Source organism: Brachybacterium muris, assembly GCF_016907455.1.
GTDB lineage: Bacteria > Actinomycetota > Actinomycetes > Actinomycetales > Dermabacteraceae > Brachybacterium > Brachybacterium muris.
Genome location: NZ_JAFBCB010000001.1, coordinates 3,308,805 through 3,333,214, shown reverse-complemented (window position 1 = coordinate 3,333,214; position 24,410 = coordinate 3,308,805). Strand labels below are relative to the sequence as shown.

The 24,410-nt window shown below is 72.2% G+C and carries 17 protein-coding genes; 14 read left to right on the top strand and 3 right to left on the bottom strand.

Features of this window, described 5'->3' with window-relative positions; all coding sequences use genetic code 11:
* The first annotated feature begins 65 nt into the window (after positions 1-65).
* The 4 genes from JOD52_RS15465 (at position 66) to JOD52_RS15450 (ending at position 4,137) form a co-directional block, all read left to right on the top strand.
* On the top strand, positions 66-1,355 hold the full coding sequence (locus JOD52_RS15465; RefSeq protein ID WP_204410993.1) for an amidohydrolase: 1,290 nt from the start codon (positions 66-68) through the stop codon (positions 1,353-1,355).
* A 5-nt stretch (positions 1,356-1,360) separates the two neighbouring features.
* Positions 1,361-1,813, top strand: coding sequence for a hypothetical protein (locus tag JOD52_RS15460; protein WP_204410991.1), 453 nt, complete (start codon positions 1,361-1,363; stop codon positions 1,811-1,813).
* A 158-nt stretch (positions 1,814-1,971) separates the two neighbouring features.
* Positions 1,972-2,964, top strand: coding sequence for an NAD-dependent epimerase/dehydratase family protein (locus JOD52_RS15455; RefSeq protein WP_204410989.1), 993 nt, complete (start codon positions 1,972-1,974; stop codon positions 2,962-2,964).
* A 246-nt stretch (positions 2,965-3,210) separates the two neighbouring features.
* The gene (locus tag JOD52_RS15450; RefSeq protein ID WP_204410988.1) at positions 3,211-4,137 is read left to right on the top strand and encodes a VOC family protein; all 927 of its coding nucleotides are present in this window, start codon (positions 3,211-3,213) and stop codon (positions 4,135-4,137) included.
* 68 nt (positions 4,138-4,205) lie between these two features.
* Here JOD52_RS15450 and JOD52_RS15445 read toward each other — a convergent pair whose 3' ends face one another.
* On the bottom strand, positions 4,206-4,907 hold the full coding sequence (locus JOD52_RS15445; RefSeq protein WP_204410986.1) for a DsbA family oxidoreductase: 702 nt from the start codon (positions 4,905-4,907) through the stop codon (positions 4,206-4,208).
* Positions 4,908-5,580: 673 nt separating this feature from the next.
* Between JOD52_RS15445 and JOD52_RS15440 the strand changes: the two genes are divergently transcribed.
* The 5 genes from JOD52_RS15440 to JOD52_RS15420 all read left to right on the top strand — a co-directional run bounded on the left by JOD52_RS15440 (position 5,581) and on the right by JOD52_RS15420 (position 13,416).
* The gene (locus tag JOD52_RS15440; protein ID WP_204410985.1) at positions 5,581-7,251 is read left to right on the top strand and encodes an ABC transporter transmembrane domain-containing protein; all 1,671 of its coding nucleotides are present in this window, start codon (positions 5,581-5,583) and stop codon (positions 7,249-7,251) included.
* A gap of 427 nt (positions 7,252-7,678) precedes the next feature.
* Complete coding sequence (locus tag JOD52_RS15435; protein ID WP_204410983.1) at positions 7,679-8,890, top strand: glycosyltransferase family protein; 1,212 nt, start codon at positions 7,679-7,681, stop codon at positions 8,888-8,890.
* Positions 8,880-10,169: a glycosyltransferase gene (locus JOD52_RS15430; protein ID WP_204410981.1), complete on the top strand. Its 1,290-nt coding sequence runs from the start codon at positions 8,880-8,882 to the stop codon at positions 10,167-10,169. The genes JOD52_RS15435 and JOD52_RS15430 overlap by 11 nt, the downstream gene beginning before the upstream one ends.
* Entirely contained in the window at positions 10,166-11,458 is a 1,293-nt protein-coding gene (locus JOD52_RS15425) for a glycosyltransferase family 4 protein (RefSeq protein WP_204410980.1), read from the top strand. The genes JOD52_RS15430 and JOD52_RS15425 overlap by 4 nt, the downstream gene beginning before the upstream one ends.
* The gene (locus tag JOD52_RS15420; protein ID WP_204410978.1) at positions 11,458-13,416 is read left to right on the top strand and encodes an ABC transporter ATP-binding protein; all 1,959 of its coding nucleotides are present in this window, start codon (positions 11,458-11,460) and stop codon (positions 13,414-13,416) included. Before JOD52_RS15425 ends, JOD52_RS15420 begins: the two co-directional genes overlap by 1 nt.
* Before the next feature lie 17 nt (positions 13,417-13,433).
* Here the strand turns inward: JOD52_RS15420 and JOD52_RS15415 are convergent, their stop codons facing one another.
* Entirely contained in the window at positions 13,434-14,654 is a 1,221-nt protein-coding gene (locus JOD52_RS15415; RefSeq protein ID WP_204408911.1) for an IS110 family RNA-guided transposase, read from the bottom strand.
* Between the two features lie 233 nt (positions 14,655-14,887).
* On the opposite strand from JOD52_RS15415, the gene JOD52_RS15410 reads away from it, so the two are divergent.
* The 5 genes from JOD52_RS15410 (at position 14,888) to JOD52_RS15390 (ending at position 21,054) form a co-directional block, all read left to right on the top strand.
* Complete coding sequence (locus JOD52_RS15410; RefSeq protein ID WP_204410976.1) at positions 14,888-16,252, top strand: phosphotransferase; 1,365 nt, start codon at positions 14,888-14,890, stop codon at positions 16,250-16,252.
* A 159-nt stretch (positions 16,253-16,411) separates the two neighbouring features.
* Complete coding sequence (gene istA / locus JOD52_RS15405) at positions 16,412-17,974, top strand: IS21 family transposase (RefSeq protein ID WP_204408388.1); 1,563 nt, start codon at positions 16,412-16,414, stop codon at positions 17,972-17,974.
* Positions 17,971-18,717 (top strand): ATP-binding protein, encoded by a 747-nt coding sequence (locus JOD52_RS15400; RefSeq protein ID WP_338124028.1) that lies wholly within the window; start codon positions 17,971-17,973, stop codon positions 18,715-18,717. The genes istA and JOD52_RS15400 overlap by 4 nt, the downstream gene beginning before the upstream one ends.
* A 4-nt stretch (positions 18,718-18,721) precedes the next feature.
* Positions 18,722-19,645, top strand: coding sequence for a phosphotransferase family protein (locus JOD52_RS15395; protein WP_204410975.1), 924 nt, complete (start codon positions 18,722-18,724; stop codon positions 19,643-19,645).
* Positions 19,642-21,054, top strand: a complete 1,413-nt coding sequence (locus JOD52_RS15390; RefSeq protein WP_239551927.1) for a UDP-glucose dehydrogenase family protein — start codon at positions 19,642-19,644, stop codon at positions 21,052-21,054. The genes JOD52_RS15395 and JOD52_RS15390 overlap by 4 nt, the downstream gene beginning before the upstream one ends.
* Here JOD52_RS15390 and JOD52_RS17635 read toward each other — a convergent pair.
* Positions 21,032-24,295: a YhgE/Pip domain-containing protein gene (locus tag JOD52_RS17635; RefSeq protein ID WP_204410973.1), complete on the bottom strand. Its 3,264-nt coding sequence runs from the start codon at positions 24,293-24,295 to the stop codon at positions 21,032-21,034. The genes JOD52_RS15390 and JOD52_RS17635 overlap by 23 nt on opposite strands.
* Positions 24,296-24,410 lie beyond the last annotated feature (115 nt).

Below are 24,410 nucleotides of genomic sequence, written 5' to 3'. Positions count from 1 at the left end.
CCTGGCGGGCGGACGAGGGCCGGACACCCCCTGACGGGCGCGTGCGGGCGTGGCAGGATCGACCTGTGACCGCCGACGACGCCGCCCCCGCCCCCGCCCCTGTTGCCCCCGACTCCACCTCTCCGGTCCACCCCGACCCCGCGAAGGCACGGATCGCCGATGCCTACCGTGCCCGCCGGGCCGAGGTGCTCGACGTCGCCCGCGCCATCCACGCGGACCCCGAGATCTCCTTCGAGGAGCACCGCGCCCGCGACCGCGTCACCGACCTGCTGGAGAAGGCCGGCTTCACCGTGGAGCGCGGCATCGCCGATCTCCCCACCGCCTTCCGCGCCACCCTGGGCGGCGGATCCCTGGTGGCCTCGCTGTGCGTGGAGTACGACGCCCTGCCCGGCATCGGCCACGGCTGCGGCCACAACCTCATCGCCGGCGCCTCGCTCGGGGCAGCCCTCGCACTCGTCGAGGCGGCCCCCGAGCTGGACGTGACAGTGCAGGTCATCGGCACCCCTGCCGAGGAGCACGGCGGCGGCAAGCAGCTGCTGATCGAACGCGGAGTGTTCGAGGGCGTGCACCTGTCGCTGATGACCCACGCCATGAGCCACACCGACACCTACGACCCCATCGGCTCCACCAGCCAGGCCGTCGGCCGCTGGCGCGCCACCTACACGGGCCGCGGCGCCCACGCCGCCGCCAACCCTGCCGACGGCCTGAACGCCAACGACGCCGCCGTGATCGCCCAGGTCGCGGCCGGTCTGCTGCGCCAGCAGGTGGCCGATGGGCAGCGACTGGCCCTGGTGCCGCAGCAGTCCGGCGTCACCAACATCATCCCGGAGAAGGCCGAGATCGACCTCGAGTGCCGGGCGCTGACCATGGACCAGTTCACCTCCCTGCGCGACCGGCTCTTCGACTGCCTGCGAGCCGGCGCGGTCGCCACCGGCTGCGAACTGGACATCACCGCCACCGAGCCCGTCTACGAGCCTCTGCTGCAGGACGAGGTGCTGGGGCAGGCCTGGAACGAGGGCATGGAGGTGCTGGGCAGGCCGCTGGCCGGGAGCCTCGGTGTGATGGCCGGCTCGACCGACATGGGCAACGTGTCCCAGCGGGTGCCCTCCCTGCATCCCTTCGTGGGCATCACCGGGGTGGACGTGCCCCTGCACACCCGCGAGTTCGCGGCCGCCGCCGCCACCGACGAGGCCTACCACCTGATGGACGACGCGGCACTGGCCATGGCCTGGGCGATCCAGTCCGTCGCCGCCGATCCGGAGCGTCGGGAGCGGGTGCTCGCCACGGCCCGGGAGCTGGCCGCCCGTGAGTCGGCCGGACGCGACGCCGACGGTCCGGGCAACGGCGTCGCGTGAGCATGATGCCCTCGCCGCCCCTGGTGCCCGGCCCGGGCGCCAGCAGGCGGTCGCTGCTGCTCGGGCTCGCTGCGGTCGGCATCGCAGGGCTGCTCCCGGCCTGCGCTGAGCAGGAGCCGGAGCCCGTCGGGCCCGCTCCGATCACGGAGGTGGGGGCCGAGGTGGCATCGCCCTCGGGTGAGTACACCGCGGTGATCGATGCGGCCGGCGACAGCGTGGGCGTGCTGCTGCGCGACGCCTCCGGGCAGGACGTCTGGGGAGACGACTACGGGTACTCCCGCACCGAGCCCCCGGCACTGCTGTGGGAGGCCGAGGCCGATGTGCTGTGGGTGGTCCCGGGCGACCACGTGGCGGGCGGACCCGCGGGGGAGATCTTCCGGATCGCCCCTCGCGCCGAGGGCGGCTGGAGCAAGGAGCCCGCCGCGGAACTGCCCGAGGAGATCGCCGCCCGGCTGTGACCGGGCCCGGGGCCAGCCACGGCGGTCCGGAGCGAGGGGTGGGCGGCCCGGAGCGAGGGATGGACGGCCCTGAGCAAGGGCGAAGGTCCTCAGGATGGCCTGGTGAGAACGGATAACGTCGACGTATCGCCCGCTCTTCTCCCTGGAGGCTGATCCCCGTGTCCCAGCGCGTCCTCGTCCTTGGTGGTACCGGCCTGCTGGGCCACTCCACCATTCGCGAGCTGGTTGCCCGCGGGTACACCGTGACCTCCGTGGCGCTGCCGCCGATGCCCACCGAGGACCTCTTCGAGGAGTTCGGTGACGCGGTCGACTCCCGCCTCGCCGATGTCACTGAGATGAGCGACGAGGAGGTGCTGGAGCTGCTCAAGGGCTGCTACGCGGTGATGTACGCGATCGGCGCCGACGAGCGCGTGACCCCGCCCGCCCCCGCCTCCCGCTTCTTCTACGAGGCCAACGTGCTGCCCACGCAGCGCCTGGCGGCTCTGGCCCGCAAGGCCGGGGTGAAGAAGTTCGTGGTGTACGGCTCCTACTTCGCCGAGTTCGCCGAGACCATGCCCGAGCTGGGCCTGAAGAAGTACGGCTACCCGCTCACCCGCCTGCTCCAGGAGCAGGTGGCCTTCGCCGAGGGCGACGGCGCGATGGACGTGACCAGCCTGCGCCTGCCCTACATCTTCGGCACCATGCCCGGCCGCATGCCGCTGTGGAAGATGTTCGTGGACATGATCCGCGGCGTCGAGGTGTTCCCCGCCCACCCGGGTGGTCGCACCGCCGCCGTCACCACCCGCCAGGTGGGCCAGGCCGCCGTGGGCGCCATGGAGAACGGCGAGCACCGCGGCACCTACCCCATCAGCGGCTACTCCCTCTCGCACGAGGCCTTCTACCGCACCATCATCACCGCCCTCGGCCAGGACACCCAGGTGCCGCTGATCCCCTTCGAGGCCATCGAGGAGCAGGTCGCCCAGGCCGATGCCCACGCCGCCTCCCAGGGCCTGGAGCACGGCATCCCGATGGTGGAGGCCTCGCGCCTGCGCGCCGTGGACCTCTCCATCGACCCGGCCCTCACCCAGGGCGTGCTCGGCTACGAGGACGACGACGTACCCGCGGCGATCGACGAGACCATCCAGGTGGTGCTGCGCGACGAGGGGAAGTGACGAGGCGGGCGATGCGCTGAGCATCCCCGGCATGTGAAGACCTGCTGCGCACCGGAGCGCAGCGACAGACGCCGAGCTCGCAGGGGAGAGCGGACTCGGCCGAAGGGCGGTGGGCCATGTGCCCGCCGCCCTTCTCTTTGCTCCCGAAGCTCATCATGGCCTCGCCGCGAAGCGCACCATGGCCGCACTGCGCGAAGTACACCACAAGTAGTTGATATCTCAACCACGAGGGGTGAGGATGGCTCCATGAACCTCGATGCTGCCGCGGTCGATGATCGGCACCTCTCCGCCGACCTCGCGATGGACGCCGTCACCCTGCGCGTGGGCGACCTGGAGATGATGAGCTCGTACTACGAGAACGCCCTGGCGCTGACACCGCTGGAGGAGACCTCGCGCCGCGCGGGGGAGGTGCACCGGGTGCTGGGCCGCGGCCAGGTGCCGTTCGTGCGGCTGATCTCCACCCCGGGCCTGCCGGCCGTGGACCCCCGCGAGGCAGGGCTGTTCCACACGGCGTTCCTGTTCGCGGACCAGGCCTCCCTGGCCGGCACCGTGCTGCGCGCCGCCCAGGACCCCCGCTCCCGCTTCGCCGGCACCGGCGACCACCTGGTCTCCGAGGCGTTCTACTTCACCGACCCCGAGGGCAACGGCATCGAGCTGTACGTGGACCGACCCCGGGACAGCTGGCAGTGGAAGGATGGCCAGGTCGTCATGGACACCCTGTACATCGACCCCCAGGCCTACCTCGACCAGCACCTCACCGAGCAGGCCGCCACCGGCACCGGGGCGCTGCCGGGCGTGGTGGGCCACGTGCACCTGCAGGTGGGCGACGTGGAGACCGCCCGCCGCTTCTACATCGACACCCTGGGCTTCGAGACCACCGTGGGCACCCACCCCGGAGCGCTGTTCGCCGCCGCCGGCGGCTACCACCACCACGTCGCCATGAACACCTGGAACAGCCGCGGGGCCGGCCCCCGTGCCGCCTCCCTGGGCCTGGCCGACGTGGCCCTCACCCTCCCGGCCCGCGAGGACCTCGACGCCCTCGCGGCACGGCTCCGCACCGCCGGCCTCGAGTTCGCCGACGACGGCCGCTCGATCTCTGTCACCGATCCCTGGGGCACCCCCGTGACCGCGAGCCTCCCGGGCACCGAGGTGGAGCAGCTGCTGGCCCGCTGATCAGGACGGCGTGGTCAGAGCACCGGTCAGGGTGATCCGTGCAGCTCTCAGGGCGACCCGTGCAGCTGTCAGGGCGCGGTGCCGTCGGCCAGGGAGCGCAGCACCTGGCGGAAGGCATCCAGCGGGATCGCGCCGGGCGCGGAGTACGTCTCGTCGAACACGAAGAACGGCACCCCTCGCACGCCGATCTCCTGGGCCAGCGCCACGTCGTCCGCGACGGCCTCCTCACCGGTGGCGCCCTCCCAGGCGGAGCGGGCCGTGTCCTGGTCCAGGCCGGCCTCGACGGCCCGCGCGATCACCTGCTCCGCATCGAAGGGATCCACGCGGCCGGCGAAGTAGTCACGCTGCAGGCCCAGGAAGAACGCGGCGGCAGCCTGCTCGCCGGCAGACGACTCGCCTGCGGAGGAGTGGACCGCCTGCATCACTCGGTGCACGGCACGGGTATTGGCCATCGGCCGCTCCGGGGCGTAGTCGCGGTGCAGCTCCCCGGCAAGCTGCTGGATCTGCGCCTCCATGGCCCGCACATCCGGCTCCGGCATGCCCTTGGCCTGGACCAGGTGGGCGATGTTGCTGCGCGCCTCGCCCACGGGGGCCGTGGGGTCCAGCTCGAAGGAGTGCAGGCGCAGGTGCACCCGGCCCGTGAGCCCCTCCGCCTCGATCGCATCGTGCAGGCGCGCCTCGCCCAGGTAGCACCACGGGCACACCAGGTCGGTCCACAGGTCCACCAGGATCATGCGGTCCTCGCTGGTCACGGGCTGGTCGGTGTCCATGCGGGCCTCCGGGGATCGGTTGCTGAGAATGTCCTCATCATCGTCTCACCCCTGGCTCACCCCGCCCGGACAGCATGGGTCACCCAGTCGCCCCGACCGGAGGAGAGCCATGCCATCGCGTCCCACCGCCCCCGACACCCCCGTGCGCGAGGACCTGCCCTGGGACGAGCAGCTGCCCTGGATCGAGGTGGGCACGCCCCGTCGCCGCACCTCTCCCTCCGCGGCGCCGGCCAGGCCCGCCTCGGGGACTCCGTCTGCCTCGGGGCCCCCCTCCGCCCCCGGGACGCAGCCCGCCCCGGCGCCGCTGCCCGCGTCGTCATCGAGCCTGTCGCCTGCGGCGGCGTTGGTGCCGACGGCCAACATGGCGCCGACCGCGAACCCCGTTCCGACAGCGGATCCTGCGCCCACCCCCACGGAGCCCCCGACGCAGGAGCATCCCGCCAGCCTGCAGCCGCAGGCCGGCCAAGCCGCGGTCGCCCCCGGTGGCGTCGGACGGTCAGCAGGATCGACGGGAGCGAGCCCACGCACCGCGAGCCCCCGCACCGCGAGCGCCGGCACCTCCCGCACCGGAACCTCCGGTACCACCCCCGCGAACGCAGCCCCTCCGAGCACGGATCCCGGAGGTCGACGTGAGGATGCATCGGGCGCTGCCGGTCAGGGTGAGACCCATCCCGTGCCCCGCCGCGGCGGACTCACGGCAGCAGTCGATCTGATCGACCCCCACCTGCGCACCCACCGCTGGTCCGTGCTCGGCGCCGGCGTGCTGCTGGTGCTGGGCATCTGGATGCTCGCGGTTACCCCGCTGGCACTGGACCACGCCCTGCAACCGCCCACCCGTGACGGTGCGCTCCTGCTGGGCGGGCTGCTGGCCCTGTACGGCCTGGTCGCAGCCCTGCGCACCGCCCTGCTCGAACGCGCCGGGGCGCGTGCCGCTACCGATCTGCGCGGCCGGCTGCTGCAGCACCTCCACCGCCACGGCAGCCCCGAGGACCGTGCGGAGGGGACGATGCCCCCCACCCGCTTCACCGCCGACGTCGCCACTCTGCGCGACCTGGTGGCCGGCACCGGACCGTGCCTGGCCACCGGCGTGCTGACCCTGATGGCGCTGCTGGTGGTGCTGGTGCTGAACGCCCCCATGACCGCCCTGCTGGTCGGCGTGACCGCGGCGGTGTACACCCTGGTGGTGCTGCTGGGCAGGCGCCGGGTGGCCGCCCGTGAGCAGCGCGCCGCCGCCGAGGAGCGCACCCTCACCGATCTCACCCAGGAACTGCTGGACGCTCGCGGCACCATCCGCGCCTACGCACTGGAGGACCCCGCATCCGAGGGCCTTGCCGCTGCTGGTCGCCGCGCCGGCGCAGCCCGCGCCTCCGCCCGCCGTGCCCGGGCCCTGGTCGACCTGGCAGCGACCGTCATCGCCGTCGCCGCTGCCGTGACGGCCCTGCTCAGCGGCACCGACCGAGTGCTGGCCCTGGGGGCCGTGACCCTGGCGGTGCTGCTCATGCACCGCGCGATCGGCCATCTCGAGGAGCTGCCGGCCGCCGCGAGTGCCGGCACCCGTCTGCGCGACCTGCTGGACCATTCCAGCGGCGTCGCCGACCCGGCCGAGGCCCGGGAACTGGACCAGGTGCGCGGGGAGATCACCCTGCAGTCCCTCACCGCCGACGACCCCCTGCTGGACGGCCTCACCGCCACCGTCCCCGCCGGCCAGCACGTGGCCCTGCTGGACCGTGACGGTCGCGAGAGCGCCGCCCTGCTGGCCTACCTGATGCGATCGGCGGCCCCCGAGTACGGGACCGTGCTGCTGGACGGACAGGACATCGCCGGAGCCCCCGTGGCCGATGTGCGTGCCCACCTTGCCGTGGTGGAGCGCGAGCCCGCCCTGCTCACCGGCACCGTGCGGGAGGCCATCCGCGCCGGCCGCCCCGAGGCCACCGACGACGAGGTCACCCGCGCCGCGCGCGGCGCCCGGGCCGACGGCTTCATCGTGATGCTGGCCGACGGCTACGACACCATGATCGACCCTCGTGACCCGGTGCTCACCGACGGTCAGCTGCGTCGCATCGCGATCGCCCGGGCCCTGCTGCGCGACGCCCCCGTGGTGCTGCTGGACCGGGCCGGGGACGACGTGGCCCCCGCCGAGCAGGCCGAGGTGCAGCACGCCCTGCAGGTGCTGATGACCGGGCGCACCGCCCTGGTGCGCAGCCGGGAGGCCCACTGCGTGCTCGCTGCCGACAGGGTGCTGTGGATCGACGGTGGCGAACTGGTCGAGGACGGCGCCCCGCAGGTCCTCGCCGAGGATCCCGACAGCTGGCTCAGCGCCTGGCTGGAGCACCGCGGCGCCTGAGCGCGAGGCTGCTGGCTGTGGCGGTGGCTGCGAGCTGTGAACTGCCGCCCCCGAGGGTGAGTGGACGCCAGTGGCTGTTCAAGATCCGAAGAACAGCCACCAGTGTCCACTCACCGTTCTCGCGAAGTCCGATACCGCCCGGCCACCGTCCCGACACCGGGGCGTCGTCCGGCCCTGAGACCATGCGGCCCTGCGCCCCCATCCGGGGTGTGGGGCCGCTCGTTGTGCAGGGCCGCGCCTCGTGCAGGGCCGGGATCGGAACCGGGCCCGGCGGAGCGTGGGCGTGGGCGTGAGGAAACGTGCGTGCAGGTGAGAGGGGAGGGGACGGATGAGGATCGTCGGTGAGAGAGTCCTCATCGACACTTCATCGTCACCTCACAGCCACCCGGCATCCTCCTGGTCATCATCGCTTCACCAGGAGACCCCGATGGACATCTCGATCGTCCTGTACTCCCACGACTCCGTGGGCCTGGGCCACGCCCGCCGCAACCGCGCACTCGCCTACGCGCTGGCCGCCCACCTGCCGGCCCTCGTGGGCGGCACCGTCCGTGGGCTGCTGATCGCCGGGCACCCCGACGCGGGCCGCGACCCGCTGCCGGAGGGCTGGGACTGGCTGGTGCTGCCGGGGATGACCCGCTCCAGCGACGGCAAGGGATTCCGTCCCCGTCGCCTGGACATGGACGGTGAGCGACTGCGGGACCTGCGCAGCGCCACCATCGACGCGGCGCTCGCCGCCTTCGACCCGGACCTGCTGATCGCCGACCGCCACCCCTTCGGCATCGACGGCGAGCTGCGCCCCGTCCTCGCCAACGTCCGTGCCCGCGGCACCCGCACCGTGCTGGGCCTGCGCGAAGTGCTGGACACGCCCCGTGTTGCCGCCGCCGAATGGGACGCCCTGGGCGGCGCCGAGCAGGTCGCCGAGCTGCTGGACGCGGTGTGGGTGTACGGCGACCACCACGTGTACGACCCCCGCCTCACCGGCGAGCTGCCCGGCCCCCTGGCCCGCCTGGCCGTCACCACCGGCTACCTGGGCCACGGCCGTCCCGCCGGTCGCCCCTCCCGCGGCCGCACCTCCCCGAAGCCGCCCCCGCCCTACGTGCTCACCGTGCTGGGCGGCGGCTCCGACGGCGGCGACCTGGCCCGCATCGCCGCCCGCGCGACGCTGCCCGAGGGCCACCGCCACCTGCTGATCACCGGCCCCCAGATGTCCGACGCGGACCTGCAGGAAGTGCGGGAGATCGCCGCCCACAGCGGCGACGCCACCACCGTGGTGCACTCCGCCCCCGACGTGCCCGAGCTGATCGCCGAGGCCGTCTCCGTGGTGTGCATGGGCGGGTACAACACCCTCGCCGAGGTGATGGCCACCTCCACCCCCGCGCTGGTGGTGCCCCGCGCCCGCCGCCGCCAGGAGCAGCCCCGCCGCGCCGCGGCCCTGGCCGCACTGGGCGCCGTGGAGACCCTCGACGCCGCCGGCCTCACCCCCCAGGACATCACCGCCTGGTGGGAGCGCTCGGTGACCACCCGCACCGACCGCACCGGCATCGACTTCGACGGCCTCTCGGTGGTGCCCCACCTGGCCGCCCGCCTGCTGACCTCCTCCGTCCGCACCGCCCCCGAGGTGACCTCCCATGCCGTCTGAGACCACTGCCGTGACCACCCCGGAGAACGGGACGCCGACCCCGATCGTCGGGTACGTGCTGAAGATGTACCCGCGCTTCTCGGAGACCTTCATCGTCTCGGAGATCCTGGCCCGGGAGGCCGCCGGGGAGCAGATCGTGATCTTCTCCCTGCGACCCCCGACCGATGCCCGCTTCCACCCCGAGCTGGCCCGCGTGCAGGCCCCCGTGATCCACGTCGGCCGCGCATCGAGCCCCCGCCGCCTGTGGGAGACCTGGGGCGAGACCATGGCCCGGCCCGCGCTCGCGGCAGGGATGGCCGAGCACCTGGACGAGCTGGTGGCGGCCGGTGTGGACGACGCCGAGCAGGCCGTCGCCGTGGCCCGCCTGGCCCGCGAGCACGGCGTCACCCACCTGCACGCCCACTTCGCGTCCATGGCCACCACCGTGGCCCGCCTGGCCGGCCTGGTCAGCGGCCTGCCCTACTCCTTCACTGCCCACGCCAAGGACATCTTCCACCAGGACGTGGACCCCGAGGACCTGCGCCGCAAGCTGGCCGGGGCCCACCACGCGATCACCATCAGCGACTACAACCTGCGCCACCTGCGCAGCCGCTTCGGCACCGCCGACACCGCCCGCCTGCACCTGGTGCGCAACGGCCTGGAGCTCGAGCGCTTCCCCTACCACCGCCGTGACCTGCACAGCGCTGCGGGATCCGCGGGGGAGGGACCGGTGCGACTGCTGGGCGTGGGCCGCCTGGTGGAGAAGAAGGGCTTCGACCAGCTGATCGACGCCGTCGCGACCCTGCGCGAGGACGGCCACGACGTGAGCGTCGAGATCATCGGAGACGGGCCCCTGCGCGCAGACCTCGAGGCCCGCATCCAGCAGCGCGGCGTCACCGAGCACGTGCACCTGCTGGGCCCCCGCACCCAGGAGGAGGTGCGCGCCCACCTCACCGAGGCCCACCTGTTCGTGGCGCCCTTCGTGATCGCCGGCGACGGCAACGCCGACGGCCTGCCCACCGTGCTGCTCGAGGCCATGGCCAGCGGTATCCCCTGTGTCGCGGCCAGCGTCACCGCCGTCGGCGAGGTTGTGATCGATGGGGAGACCGGCTGGCTGGTGCCCGCCGGGGACACCCACGCCCTCACCGCCGCGATCGCCGGGGCCCTCGATCCCGCCACCGACATCGCCCGCCGCACCGACGCCGCCCGGGCACTGGTCGAGGCGAACTACGACTCCCGCCTCCAGGCCGCCGCCCTGCGCGAGCTGGCCGAGGCTCCCATCGGAAGGACCGCACGATGACCACCAGCACCAGCACCAGCACCAGCACCAGCACCAGCACCAGCACCAGCACCAGCGCCAGCGCCCGCCCGCTGCGGATCGCCTACGCCCTGCTGGACCCCGGCATCGGGGTGTTCGGCACCAAGGGAGCCTCCGTGCACGTGCAGGAAGTGGTGCGGGCGCTGCGCGCCGACGGCCACCACGTCACCGTGTTCTGCACCCGCACCGACGAGCACGTCCCCGCCGACCTCGCCGATCTCGAGGTGCGCCGCCATCGCCTGCCCAAGGGCAAGGGCGCCGAGCGGGAGCAGGCCGTCGCCCGCGCCGCCGCCGACATCGCGCACGAGATCGCCGCCGGTGGCTACGACCTGGTGTACGAGCGCTACTCCCTGTTCTCCGACGTCGCCGCACGGCTGACCGGATCGATCCCCTCGATCCTCGAGGTCAACGCCCCCCTGATCGCCGAGCAGCGCGAGCACCGCAGCCTGGTCGACGAGCCCGCCGCGATCGCCGCCACCCGCGCCCAGCTGCGCGGCGCCACCCTGGTCTCCTGCGTGAGCCGGGCCGTGGCCGACTGGACCCTCACCGAGGGCGCGGACCCCTCCCACGTAGTGGTCACCCCCAACGGCGTCAACACCACCCGCATCACCCCCCGCCCCGAGGAGGGGGACGGCTCGGGCCCGGTCACCGTCGGCTTCGTGGGCACCCTGAAGCCCTGGCACGGCACCGACGTGCTGCTGCGGGCCCTGGCCCGCACCCACGGTGACCTGCGCCTGGACGTGTGCGGCACCGGCCCCCAGCAGCCCGCCCTCGAAGAGCTCGCCCTCGAACTGGGCATCGCCGAGAAGGTGACCTTCCGTGGCGCCGTCGCCCCCGAGCAGGTGCCCGCCGTGCTGCACGGCATGGACATCGCCACCGCCCCCTACCCGCCCGGGGAGCACTACTTCTCCCCGCTGAAGGTGTACGAGTACCTCGCCGCCGGCCTGCCCGTGGTGGCCTCCGCCATCGGCACCATCCCTGCCGTGCTCCGCGACGGCGAACTGGGCGTGCTGGTCGCGCCCGGGGACGTGGACGCGCTCGCAGACGCCCTTGACGAACTGGTTGCCGACCCCGCCCACCGTGCCCGCCTCAGCCGCGCCGCCCGCGAGAGCGCGGTGGCCGAGCACGGCTGGCGGATCCGCTGCCGCGAACTGCTCGATCGGGTGCTGGGCCCCTCGGTCGCCCCGGCCGGTGCCCACGGCGCTCCGGTCACCGCGCGTCCCACCGATGCCGTGGTGCCCGCCGGTGCCCCCGTGGAAGCAGGGGCCTGATGGCGGCCCCGCGCGCCGAGGACCAGGCGCGGAAGAAGCCGAAGCCCACCTCGAGCAAGGCGAAGAAGGGCAAGCTGGACCCGTCGGCCCTCAGGCGCACCCTCGCGGTGATCCGCCCCCACCTGCCGCGCCACCTCGCGCTGTGCATCCTGGGCATGATCGCCCTGCTGGCCGACGTGGTGTTCCGGGTGCTGGAGCCGTGGCCGCTGAAGTTCGCGGTCGACGCCGTCACCTCCGCCCTCGGCGCGAACATCCCCCAGTCCACCCTCTTCGGCCTGGACATCCGCGGCACCGTGGTCGCCGCGGCCCTGGGCCTGGTGGTGATCATCGCCGGTCGCGCCGGTGCGAACTACCTGTCCACCGTGTCCTTCGCCAAGGTGGGCGCCCGCATCGCCACCGAGCTGCGCACCCGCGTGTTCGACCACGTGCAGTCACTGTCCCTGCGCTACCACTCCCGGGCCTCCATCGGCGACACCTCCCAGCGCCTGGTGGGCGACGTGGGCCGGCTGCAGGACGTGGCCGTCACCGCCGGTCTGCCGCTGGTGGGCAACGTGATCACCCTGGCCGTGCTGCTGGTGGTGATGGTGATCCTGGACCCGCTGCTGAGCGCGGTGGTGGTCGCCGCGGCGCTGTGCTACCTGCTGCTCTCGCGCCGCTCCTCCCCGAAGATCGTCACCGCCTCCCGCTCCACCCGCAAGGGAGAGGGCTCCCTGGTGGGGGCGGCCGCCGAGGCCCTGGGCGCCATCCGCGTGGTCCAGTCCTACGGCCTGGAGAAGACGGTCGCCCACGAGTTCGCCGGCGGCAACGAGAAAGCCATGAAAGCCGGGGTCAAGGCCAAGAAGCTGGCCGCCGGGCTCGAGCGCTCCACCGACGTGCTGGTGGGCTTCGCCCAGGCAGCCGTGCTGCTGATCGGCAGCCTGCAGGTGCTGCGCGGAGCCATGACCCCCGGCGACATGGTGCTGTTCCTGATGTACCTGAAGATCGCCATGAAGCCGCTGCGGGACATGGCCAAGTACACCGGCCGCATCGCCCGCGCCTCCGCCTCCGGTGAGCGCATCGCCGACCTGCTGGACGAGCAGGTGGAGATCGCCGACCCGGAGCGCCCCGTACCGATGCGGCAGGTGCGCGGCACCGTCGAGTTCAAGGCCATCACCTCTCCCGACGGCCACGGCCGCCCCCTGTTCGAGGGCCTGGACCTGAAGATCCCCGCCGGTCAGCACATCGGCATCCTGGGGCCCTCCGGCGGCGGCAAGTCCACCCTGGTCTCCTACCTGCTGCGGCTCGCCGAGCCGCAGCACGGGCGGATCCGGGTGGGCGGCTACGACACCCGCTCCGTGAGCCTCGGGGACCTGCGCCGTCACGTGGCGATCCTGCCGCAGGAATCGGTGCTGTTCTCCGTGTCCGTGCGGGAGAACATCCGCTTCGGCCGCCGCGACGCCTCCGACTCGGAGATCGAGGAGGCCGCCCGTCGCGCCGGTGCCCACGACTTCATCGTCGGGCTGCCCGAGGGCTACGACACCGTGCTCGGCAACCGCGGCGACACCCTCTCCGGCGGTCAGCGCCAGCGCATCGCCATCGCCCGCGCCATGATCCGCCGCGCCCCCGTCGTGGTGCTGGACGAGGCCACCACGGGCCTGGACCCCGCCTCGAAGGCACAGGTCAACGAGTCGCTGCGGGAGCTGGCACGGTCCCGCACCACCATCTCCATCACCCACGACGCCACCACCGTGGCGGGCCTAGACCGGGTGCTGTGGCTGGAGGACGGACAGATCCTCGAGGACGGCACCCCCGCCCAGCTCGCCGCCGACCCCGACTCCCGCTACGCCCGCTGGATCCTCGAGCAGCGCACCGCCGAACAGGACGCGGAACAGGTCGCCGAGCAGGTCGCCGAGCAGGCCTCTGGCCGATCCGCAGGGCAGATCACCGGCACCGACACCGGTCAGGAGGTCCCGCGATGAGTTCCCTGAGTCAACCTCTAGGCCGCGAGAGCGGTGGTTTTGTGTGTTCTGTCGGTTCTGTGGGCTTGGTGGGTGGCGGGGTCGTAGCAGGTGCCGTCGCGCCAGCAGGCGTAGATGATCCGCAGCCAGGCCCGGGCCAGGATCCGCACGGCATGGGCATGGCGTTTGCCCTGGGCGCGTGCGGTCTCGTAAATGTTCTTCGCCCAGGGCGAGGCGTGGCGGGAGTTGTCTGCCCAGCGGACCAGGGCTTGGCGGGCCCGCCGGTTGGTGGCGTAGCGGAACACGACCGCGTGGGATTTACCCGAGGCGCGGGTGACGGGCACGACGCCTGCCTCGGCGGCGAGCTGGTCAGCGTTGGAGGCGTGTTCGAGCAACGGTCCGATCTCCCCGATGATCTGGGCGAGGTTGACGATCCCCACCCGGGGCAGGGGCTGGATCAACGCTGCCCAGGAATGGGCGGCCAGAGCCGTCTCGATCTGGGCTTCAAGGTCATCGATCGCTGTTCTGAGGGCCCGGATGACCTGGACCTGTGTGCGAACCAGCGCGGTGATCGTCTCCTCACCGAGCCGCGAGGCAGGCGCGGGGGCCCCACGAAGCCTGGCCACCAGGGCAGCGGGGTCGACGCGGCCGGAGTAGTGCTGCCGGGCGAGCCAGTCCCGCATTCTGGCCGGGGCCAGGTGCTTGGCCGAGGCTGGGGTGGGGAACCTGTCGCAGAAGGCCAGGGCGATATCGGAGTCCAGGCGGGCGAACACCACCCCGGCGCCGGGCCAGTGCTCGGCCAGCAGGGCGGCGAGCTGGTTGGTCGCGGCCACGCGGGCGGTGACCTGGTCCTCGCGGGCCCGGACCAGCGCTTGCAGCTCGAGGGTCGCCTGCTCGGTCGGGCGCAGGGTCCGCAGGCGGTGCCCGTCGGTGCGGAGGTAGTCGGCGAGCTTGAACGCGTCGCCGGGGTCGTCCTTGGCGCGGGCAGCGCCCCAGCGGGGACGGACGGCGTTGAACGCGTTGGGATGGACCGGGACCACGGGATGCCCGGCGGTCAGGAGACGGTCGATCACCAGCCCGCGGGTGGTCTCGATCGCGACCGGCAGCCTAGCCGGAGGGCCGTGGCTGGCCAGGCGGGCCAGGGTGGCTCGAATCCCGTCCTCGGTGTGGGGGCAGGGCCAGCGGTCGATCACCTGGCCCTGGTCATCGATCACAGCGACAGCATGGGTGGTATTGCCCCAGTCCCATCCGACATACATGCGCGTACTCCAGGTTCATCGAAGGAGCACCACTTGGTGGAGGTCATCTGCCGGAAGCTCACTGCTCGGCCCTCAAAGGGGCATGTTCCTGACGCCGTTCAGATGGCCTCGGCCCGGCGGGGCCGGCAGAACTCATCGTGGCCGTCGAACGGCACGCACAAATGGCCGTGCACCCACCGGGACCGAGTGGTCACGACCTTACCGAACAAGGCCGCACTAAGGATGGTGCACCAGTGAGCACCACCCAGGACGTGACCGCTCTGATGACCTCCCACGCCGCCCTGCCCGGGGCCGAGCAGGTGCTGGACTCCGCCCGGCTCTCCGCCCTGCTGGGCCAGGAGGTGGCCCTGGACCGGGTGCGCATCAAGCCCGGCGCCTCGGTGCTGGTCTCCTACCGCGCGCTCGCCTCGGCCGGAGCGGCAGGGCCGAGCACCGGGTGCGGCCGGGCCCTGGCCGACGTCGGCTGGGCGCTGCTGGTGGCCTCCCCGGACAAGCGTGACGGCGTGCTGCGACGAGCCGAGAGGACCGGGGCCGTCGTCACCGAGCACCGCGGTGACACTCCCTTCCTGCTCAGCGGTGGTGTCGACAGCGACCCCCGCCTGGGCAAGCAGGTCCACGGTGTGCTGCGCCGCCTGACGGGTGAGCCCACCCCCCGCGTGCTCAGCTACAACCCCAGCCGCCACCTGGTGCTGGACCTTCCCGGCACCGGCGAGGTGCTGCGGGTGGCCGCCCGCCCCCTGGATGATCTGCTGCTCATCAGCGAGCAGTGGCAGCGCCTCGGTATCCCCACCACCCCGCAGAGGCTCTGGAAGGGCCGACCGACCGTGCTGGTGGGGGAGTTCTGGGGCCGCGGCGACCTGGCCACGCTGGCCGAGGATCCGCGGGCCACTGCCGCCGCGGCAGGGCTGGGAGCTGCGATCGCCCGCCTCCACGGCGCGGACCTGAGCGGCCTGGAACCGTCGGCTCCGGAGCTGCCTGCCGCCCGGATCGGGGGCCGTGTGCCCTGCACCACCGAGGTGCTCGACGACCTGCTGCCGCAGCGGGCCGAGCAGGTGCGAGAGCTGGCGACGCGCCTGGACCAGCTGCTGCCGACGGACCGCGACGGCGACCGCTGCCTGATTCACGGGGACCTCAGCCCCGACCAGGTGCTGCTGGGCGCCGGCACCGAGATCCGCGTGGTGGACCTGGACCGCTCCGGGCCGGGACCACGCGGCGCCGACCTGGGCTCCTGGATCGCCTCCTGCCTGAGCGCCAGCACCGACCACCTGACCGGGCCGTTCCTCCGCGCCTATGCGGAGCACCTGGACCTGCCCGAGCCCGCGCAGCTGGCCGCCTGGACCGCCCGGGCACTGCTGGCCGCGGCACTGGACCCGATGCGACGCCACCACCCCGACTGGCCCTTGCAGGTCCAGCAACGCCTGGACCAGGCACGACGCGTCCTCGATGCCGCGACCGACGAGGCCCTGCCCTCCCTCACCCGGGCGCTGGCCGCCCACCCCGGCGCCACCGTGGTCTCCCACCGGCCCGGCAAGCGCGCCGTACTGCGCACCCGCGACCGCGACGGACAGGTGCTGTACGTGAAGGTCGCCAACAAGTGAATATTCGCCTCGCTGGGGTCCGCTGATCGAGGGTTCGGGTGCCACGTCGCTGCCGTAGCGGTGGCGTCGTTCGGGACCACCAGTGGTGTCGTTGGGGCCGCTCTGTCTACGCTCCTTCCGCCGTGTGTATAGGGCACGCGGCGGAAGGAGCAATCTGGAATGGTACGGAAGATCAGGGCGAAGCTGGTGCTCCAGCTGCGCGCAGAAGGTCTGTCGGGGCGAGCGATTTCGTCCTCGCAGGGCATGTCCCGCAAGTCCGTGAGGGCGGTGTTCGAGGCCGCTGACGCTGCAGGGATCGGGTGGGGCGATATCGCGGACGTCGCCGATGAGCAGGTGTATGCCCGGTTGTTCCCGGGCCGGGGCGAGCACGAGAGCGTGTTCGCACAGCCGGACTGGGAACAGGTCCATCGAGAGATGGCCAGGGTCGGCGTGACGCTGAAGCTGTTGCACGGCGAGTACTTCGACGCGACCACGGCGGCTGGGGATCCGGCGATGGGGTATGACCGGTTTTGCCGCACCTACCAGCACCACGTCATGGTCACCGGTGCCGCTTCGAGAGTCGGTCACAAGGCCGGCCAGAGCGTGGAGGTCGACTGGTCCGGCCCCACGATGGAGCTGGCCGATCCGGTCACCGGCGAGGTCTCGAAGGTGTTCTTGTTCGTTGCCTGCCTGCCTTTTTCTCGTTACGCGTTCTGCTTCCCGGCGCTGGATATGCGCCAGGAGTCCTGGCTGCGAGCGCACGTAGCGATGTTCGAGGCGCTGGGCGGGACGGTCCCGAGGATCGTTCCGGACAACCTCAAGACCGGTGTGGTGAAGCACCCCCGCGAGGGCGAGATCGTCCTGAACGATGCGTATCGCGAGATGGCAGCGCATTACTCGGCGGCGGTGCTCCCGGGGAGGGTGCGGAAACCGAAAGACAAGGCGAGCGTGGAGAACACCGTCGCGCACGTCGCGACCTGGGTCATCGCCGGGCTGCGGGATCAGCGATTCACGTCCCTGCCCGAACTTGCAGCCGCCATCGGGCAGCGGATGGAGGCCTATAACGCGGAGCCGTTCCAGAAGCGGCCCGGATCCCGCGCCAGCGTGTTCGACGCGGAGGAGCGGCCGCTGCTGACGCCGCTGCCGGCGGTGCCCTACGAGATCTCGACATGGCACTACGGACGACGAGTGGGCAGGAACGGGCACGTCACGTTCGCGCGGAACTTCTACTCCGCGCCGTTCGCGCACATCGGCGCGAAGGTCGATCTGCGCATCACGGCCCGGACGCTGGAGATCTATCAGGGCAGCCAGCGACTGACCAGTCACCTGCTGCTCCCGGAGACCGCGAGCAATGAGTACCGCACCAACGACGCGGACCTACCTGCGGGCGAGCGTTTCCAGGCCTGGGACGCGCAGAGGGTGCGGGCGTGGGCAGATCGGGTCGGGCCGGCCACGGTGATCGTGATCCAGCGGATCTTCGAGTCCGTGCCGATCGTGGAACAGGGCCTGGATCCCGCGTTGGCGGTGCTACGGCTCTCTCGCCGCTTCTCCGTAGATCGGGTCGAGGCGGCCTGCGCACTCGCGCTGACGGGACGGGTCCGTTCACCGCGCTATGCGCATCTGCACCCGATCTTGGCCACCGGGCAGGACAAGGTCGCCGCCCTGCGTCCACCCCGCGAGGAACCCGCGGAAGACGGCGGATACGTCCGTGGCGCCGACTACTACGCCGGAGGTGTCCGGTGAGCGTGATCGATAACGACACGAAGCGGAAGCTGCGCGAGATGGGCGCGACCGCGCTGCTGGACGCGATCGATGCCCAGGATGAGGCTCACGTGCTGGGGATGTCGTTCCAGGAACGGCTCCAGCTGATCGTGGACGAGGCGCATTCCATCTTCAATCATGGAAAGGTCGAGGGTCTGATCCGCCGGGCGGGGCTGCGTTATCCCGGAGCGGACCTGCGGCGGCTGGATCTGGTCGAGGAACGGGGACTGAACCGGAACGTGATCGCGCAACTGGCAACCTGCTCCTTCATCCAGCGGCAACAGAACGTGGTCTTCCAGGGCTTCACCGGCTCAGGGAAGTCCTACCTCGGCTGCGCGCTGGCGAAGCAGGCCTGCCAGCACCGGCTCCGAGCCCACTACATCCGAATGCCCGACCTCGAAGAGGCCTGGGCCCTGGCAAAGGACAAGCCGCAGGGCCAGACGAAGTTCCTGCGGAAGTACTCCACGTTCTCGCTGCTGGTGATCGACGAGTGGCTGCTGGACCATCCTGACGAGGGAATGCGTTCGATGCTGCTGGAACTGCTCGAGCGCCGCTATGACACCGGCTCGACCGTGTTCTGCACCCAGTACCCGAAGAAGGACTGGCACGCCCGGCTCGGTGGAGCAGTCCACGCCGATGCGATCATGGACCGCATCGTGCACAACACAATCTGGATCGACACCGGCGACAGGAACATGCGAGAACACACCGCACTGCCCCAGTGACCCGATGCCGGCGGGAGCCAGTGGTCCCCACCGCGGCGGCTACTGGCCCCCGTCGGCACGATCGGCGGTCCCCAAGAGCAAGATTCGGTGGCTCCCACGACTACGAATACTCAACAAGGGCCGCACCCGCCGGGCGCTCGGCGCCATCGAACGGGCAGCCGCCTTCGACGGCCCCTTCCGCACCCCGCAGGTGGTGGCGGCCGAGGACGAGAGCCTCACCTTCGCCGCCCTGTCCGGCACCCCCCTGCACGAGGGACTGCCCACCGCCGACGGCACCTGGCAGCGCGCCTGGCGCACCACCATGGACGCCTGGGCCCAGGCCGTGCGCACCTCCCGCACCGCCCCGCCCGAGGGCCCGCTCCACGGACCCGCCGAGGAGATCGCGGTGCTCGAGAAGTGGCACGAGCGCGCCTGCCACGTCGACCCCGAGGGCGCCGAGCACCGCGACCGGGCCGTCGCCCTGGCCCGCGAGCTGCTCACCCACCTGCCCGCCCTGGACAGGCCCGCCCTGATCCACCGCGACCTGCACGACAAGCAGATCCTCTGGGACCCCGACCAGGACCAGGATCAGGACCAGGACCACGGCCCGGAGAGAGGCCCCGGCCTGCTCGACGTGGACACCGCCTGCCTGGGCGACCCCGCCCTGGACGCCGGGAACCTGCGCGCCCACGCCACCTGGCGCGAGCGGCAGGGGCAGTGGACCGGTGAGCAGGCCGCCCAGGTGCGCGCCGAGATCGACCGGGTCTGCCTCGGTGCCGACGCACTGGGCATCGACCCCGCCGCCCTCGCCGCCTACGAGACGGCCACCCTGGCCCGCCTCACCTGCCTGTACGCCCTCAGACCCCGCTGGCGCGCCGCCGCCACCGACCTGGCCCGCACCCTGCGGACCGCATCCTCCACCCCCCTCCGAAGGAGCAGTGCGTCATGACCATCCTGACCAGTCAGAATCTCGGCCGCACCCTCGGTGCGGAGACCGCCCGGAGCGCCCACGGCACCACGCCCGTGCGCACCACCGTCTCCGTGATCGGTGTGGGCTACCTCGGCGCCGTGCACGCCGCCAGCATGGCGGAGCTGGGCCACGAGGTGATCGGCCTGGACGTCGACGTCGACCGCGTCGGGGCCCTGAACGACGGCCGTGCCCCCTTCCACGAGCCCGGCTTCGAGGAGATCCTGCGCCGCGGCCGCGACAGGGACCTGCTGCGCTTCACCACCGACTACGCCGAGCTCGCCCAGGTCGACGTGCACTTCCTGGGCCTGGGGACCCCGCAGCGGGCCGACGGCAACGGCGCCGATCTCACCTACCTGCAGGCCGCCGTCGACGCCCTGTGCGAGGTGCTGCCCGCCCGCGACGGCGCCCCCACCCTGGTGGTCGGCAAGTCCACCGTCCCGGCCGGCACCGCCCGCATGCTCGCCGATCAGCTCGAGCAGATCGACGGGGTGCGCCTGGTGTGGAACCCCGAGTTCCTGCGCGAGGGCTTCGCTGTCAAGGACACCCTGGCCCCGGACCGCCTGGTGTACGGGGTGCGCGACCCCGAGGACGTCGAGGAGACCGAGCAGGTCGTGGGGATGCTGGATGCCGTGTACGCGCAGATCCTCGAGCGCGGCACCACCCGCCTGGTGATGGGCTACGAGGCCGCCGAGCTGGTCAAGGTCTCCGCCAACGCGTTCCTGGCCACCAAGATCTCCTTCATCAACGCCATCAGCGAGATGTGCGAGGCCACCGGGGCCGACGTCACCGACGTGGCCCGCGCCATCGGCATGGACGACCGCATCGGAGCGAAGTTCCTGCGGGCCGGTGTGGGCTTCGGCGGTGGCTGCCTGCCCAAGGACATCCGCGCCTTCATGGCCAGTGCCGAGGACCTCGGCATCGGCGAGTCCCTCGCCTTCCTGCGCGAGGTCGATGCGATCAACGAGCGCCGACGGGCCCGGGTGGTGGACCTTGCCGCCGAGATGCTGGGCGGCCTCGAGGGCCGGCGCGTCACCGTGCTGGGTGCCGCCTTCAAGCCCGACAGCGACGACGTGCGCGACTCCCCGGCCCTGGACGTGGCCTGCCGTCTGCGCACCGCGGGGGCGGCCGTGACCGTCACCGACCCCGAAGCCCTGGGCGGTGTCGAGAAGCGCGTGCCCGGCATGCCCACCGAGGCCGATCTCGATGAGGCGCTGCGCGGAGCCGAGCTGGTGCTGCTGCTGACCGAATGGGGCCAGTACAAGGAACTGGACCCCGCCCGGGTGCGGGAGCTGGTGGCCGATGCGCGGATCATCGATGGCCGCAACGTGCTGGAGCCGCGGCAGTGGCGCGAGGCCGGCTGGGAGGTCAGGTCGCTGGGGCGTCCGTGACCGGGACGCGGTCCTCCACCACCATGGTCCGGCGGCGCTGCACCACGGCGCCCGCCAGGCCCAGCGACACCCCGATCGCCAGCCATCCGCCCAGCCAGGTCAGATCCCCCGCGGGGTCGATCCAGCTCCCGCTGATCGCCCCGCGGAAGGCGTCCACGGCATGGGTCATCGGCAGGTACGGGTGGATGGCGCGGAAGAAGCCCGGCAACGTCGGGGTGGGGTAGGTGCCGCCGGCTGCGGAGATCTGGAGGGCCACGAGCACCAGCGCCACGAACTTCCCGACCGGCCCGAACAGGGCCCCGAAGCCGTGGTTCAGCGCCACGAACACCGCACTGGTCAGTGCCGCCATGCCCAGCATCAGCGGCAGGTCCGTGACGGTGATGTCCACCGGTCCGTGCAGCACCGCCACCGCGATCGCGGACTGCACCAGGCCCAGGGCGAGGGCCGGGAGCAGACCGCCTGCCAGCAGCCGCACCGGGCCAGCTCCAGCGGCGGCTGCCTCCATGGAGAACGGCGGCATCATCAGGAAGATCGCCATGGCACCGACCCACAGGCTGATCGCGAGGAACAGCGGGGCGAGGCCCTCACCGAAGCGGGTCAGCTCATGGTCGCGGACGAAGTCCATCTGCACCGGGTCAGAAGCGGTGGCGGCGATCGCGGAGCTCTGCTCGTCGGTGTACGAAGGCACTTCGTCCTTGGCGTCCTCGAGGCCGTCTCGCAGGTCAGCGGAACCGTCGGCCAGCTCCCCGGCGCCTTCGTTGAGGGTCTCTGCTCCCTGGGACAGCTCCCGAGCCCCGTCGTCCACGGCGCCGGCGCCGTCGGCGAGCTCGGCGGCGCCGGAAGCGAGTCGACCGGAGCCGTCGGCCAGCTGCTGGGCGCCGTCCTGAGCGGTGCGGACCCCGTCGGCCAGGCGGTCCGCACCCGAATAGAGTTCGCGCGCACCCGAGGCCAGATCGTCGGCGCCGGAGCGGGCGGTGCTCACCCCGTCGGTGTACCGGCCGACGCCGCCGGCCAGCTCGTTGGCGCCGTCGCGAGCGGTGCCGGAGGCGGTGGCCAGACGATCCGCACCGCTGGCGACCTGCTGGGCACCGGCGTCGAGGCGGTGCACATCCTGCGCACCGCGCTGGAGGGTGGCCAAGGTGCCCGGCATCGCCTCGGCCGCCGCGCGGGCCTGCCCTGTGAGTTCCGCGGCCAGGTCGCGCGCTGTGGGGCTGCTCTGCCCGTCGCCGGGCGAGGGGGGCTCGAGCGCGGAAGCCAGGGAGGAGTCAAGGGAGGAGGCGTCGGCGGCGAGGGTCCCGGTGGAGCCGGCGATACCGGCGGTGGCGTCGGCGATGGCGGACGTGGTGCCCACCAGGCCGTCCAGGTAGGTGGAGGTGCGGTCCGCTGCTTCCGTCATGCCCGAGGCGGTCTCGGCGATCGAGGTGGACTTCTGGGAGGCGGTGGACGCGGCGTCATCGGCGGCGGTCGCATCGGCAGAAGCGCTCGCGGCATCGTCCCGCACCTGCTGCGAGGTGCCCGTGATGCGCTCCAGCTCCGCGCACAGTGCCGGGACGTTCGAGGCAGCGGACGGCTCCGCTGCGGGGGTGCCCGCCGGGTCGGTGGCCGGATCGGCGGAGGGCTCGGCGGGTGCTTCCGGGTTGCTGCAGTACGTGGTGGCCAGGTCGTCCACCGATTCGGTGTACGAGCGGGTGCCCGATGACGACGCCGCAGCACTGTCGGCGGCGGTCGCGGTGGCGGTCTTGGCATCCTGGACGGCGGTATCGAGGGCAGAGGCGTCCTCCCCGATGCTCGCGGCACCCTCCTTGAGGGTGGTCGCGTCAGTGGACCTGTCCGCTGTCTCCGAGGCGAGGGCCTGCGCGTCCGCGTCCACCGCGGTGGCATCCGCGTCCAGAGCGGTCGCCGCGGAGGAGAGGGCGCCGGCGTCGGCCCCCACAGGCTGGTCCAGGCCATTGGATCGGGCCTCCGCTGCGCCCTGGAGGGCGTCGATCGCGGCGATCAGGTCGTCGCTGGTGGCCTGCACGCTCTCGGTGGTGACTCCGAGCTCCTCGGCCCTGTCCTGTGCCGCGCGGACGGTGTCATCCAGCTGCCGGGTGCCGTCCGCGACCTGATCAGCGCCGTCGGCGAGGGAAGAGGCACCCTCGGCGAGCTGGTCCGTGCCATCGGCGAGCTGCTGGGCCCCGGAGCGCAGCGGCTGGCCCGCGCGGTCCAGGGTCGCCAGGCCACCGCTGAGCTGGTCCGCGCCCGCGCTGAGTGAGGCGGTGCCGTCACGGAGGGTGACCGCACCGTCGCTGAGCTGATCCAGCCCTACCACTAGGTCGAGGGCGCCCTCGTGAAGGGTTGAGGTCCCGGCGGCGAGGTCGTCCGCGCCGGAGGAGAGCTGCCCGGTGCCGTCCACCAGCTCTCCCGCGCCGTTGACCAGATCGCCGGTGCCGTCGGAGAGCTGCGCGGCACCGTCAGCCAGGTCGGTGGCGCCGTCAGCGGCGTCGGCGATCCCGCTGTGGATGGAGGTGAAGCCCACGTAGATGCCGTCCAGGTACTGCTCCAGCACGGTGGAGCGCAAGGAGTCGGTCAGGGCCTGACCGACGGACTTGGTGAAGTTGCCGCCGACGTAGTTCACGGCGTCGTTGGTGGTGACGGTGAGCATGGCCGGAGCAGCCTGGGCGGCTTGCTCCGGGTCACTGCCCAGGGCGGCGATGTTCGAGGAGAAGTCGGAGGGGATCTCCACCGTGGCGCCGTAGGTGCCGTCCTCCAGGCCGCGACGGGCCTGGGCCGGAGAGACCTCCACGAAGTGGAAGACGGTCTCCTCGTCGATCTCGAGCAGGGACTCGGTGAACTCGGCCCCCACGTCGATGGTGGTGGGCTCACCTCCGGCAGGGGTGAACGACGCCTGCTGGTCCTGGTTCACCACGGCTGCGGTGATCTGGTCGAGACTGTGGGCGGGGTCCCGGAAGGACCATGTCATGTTGCCGGAGTAGATCACCGGCACCAGCGCCAGACCCAGCACGAACACAGCTGCGATCGGCTTCTTCCACTCCCGGGGCAGCAGGGCTGCTGCGCCGCGCGCTGTGGCGGAGGTGCCTCGGCCGACGGCGTGGGCAATGGCGGAGACGCCTCGGCCGACGGCATGGACAACGGTGCTGATGCCGTCGCCGAGAGCACGGGCCGCCGAACGGAGCGCCGTGGTCAGGCCACGTGCCGCCATTGTCAGCACGGCCAGGAAGAAGCGCAGGATTCGCATCATGAGCCGAAACGATACATTCGTGTACCGAGTTGCGGTATTACTCCGTGGTAGGTGTGGCGCGGTAGACGAAGGTCCCGTGGTGCGCGAGGCATGGCCCCGTGGGGCGAGACGCATG

Bases quoted from the DNA above. Each gene is read 5' to 3' on its own strand.
- JOD52_RS15460 (WP_204410991.1), top strand. From the start codon at position 1,361: ATGCCCTCGCCGCCCCTGGTGCCCGGCCCGGGCGCCAGCAGGCGGTCG.
- JOD52_RS15450 (WP_204410988.1), top strand. From the start codon at position 3,211: ATGAACCTCGATGCTGCCGCGGTCGATGATCGGCACCTCTCCGCCGAC.
- JOD52_RS15445 (WP_204410986.1), bottom strand. From the start codon at position 4,907: ATGGACACCGACCAGCCCGTGACCAGCGAGGACCGCATGATCCTGGTG.
- JOD52_RS15435 (WP_204410983.1), top strand. From the start codon at position 7,679: ATGGACATCTCGATCGTCCTGTACTCCCACGACTCCGTGGGCCTGGGC.
- JOD52_RS15430 (WP_204410981.1), top strand. From the start codon at position 8,880: ATGCCGTCTGAGACCACTGCCGTGACCACCCCGGAGAACGGGACGCCG.
- JOD52_RS15425 (WP_204410980.1), top strand. From the start codon at position 10,166: ATGACCACCAGCACCAGCACCAGCACCAGCACCAGCACCAGCACCAGC.
- JOD52_RS15420 (WP_204410978.1), top strand. From the start codon at position 11,458: ATGGCGGCCCCGCGCGCCGAGGACCAGGCGCGGAAGAAGCCGAAGCCC.
- JOD52_RS15415 (WP_204408911.1), bottom strand. From the start codon at position 14,654: ATGTATGTCGGATGGGACTGGGGCAATACCACCCATGCTGTCGCTGTG.
- istA (WP_204408388.1), top strand. From the start codon at position 16,412: ATGGTACGGAAGATCAGGGCGAAGCTGGTGCTCCAGCTGCGCGCAGAA.
- JOD52_RS15395 (WP_204410975.1), top strand. From the start codon at position 18,722: ATGCCGGCGGGAGCCAGTGGTCCCCACCGCGGCGGCTACTGGCCCCCG.
- JOD52_RS15390 (WP_239551927.1), top strand. From the start codon at position 19,642: ATGACCATCCTGACCAGTCAGAATCTCGGCCGCACCCTCGGTGCGGAG.
- JOD52_RS17635 (WP_204410973.1), bottom strand. From the start codon at position 24,295: ATGATGCGAATCCTGCGCTTCTTCCTGGCCGTGCTGACAATGGCGGCA.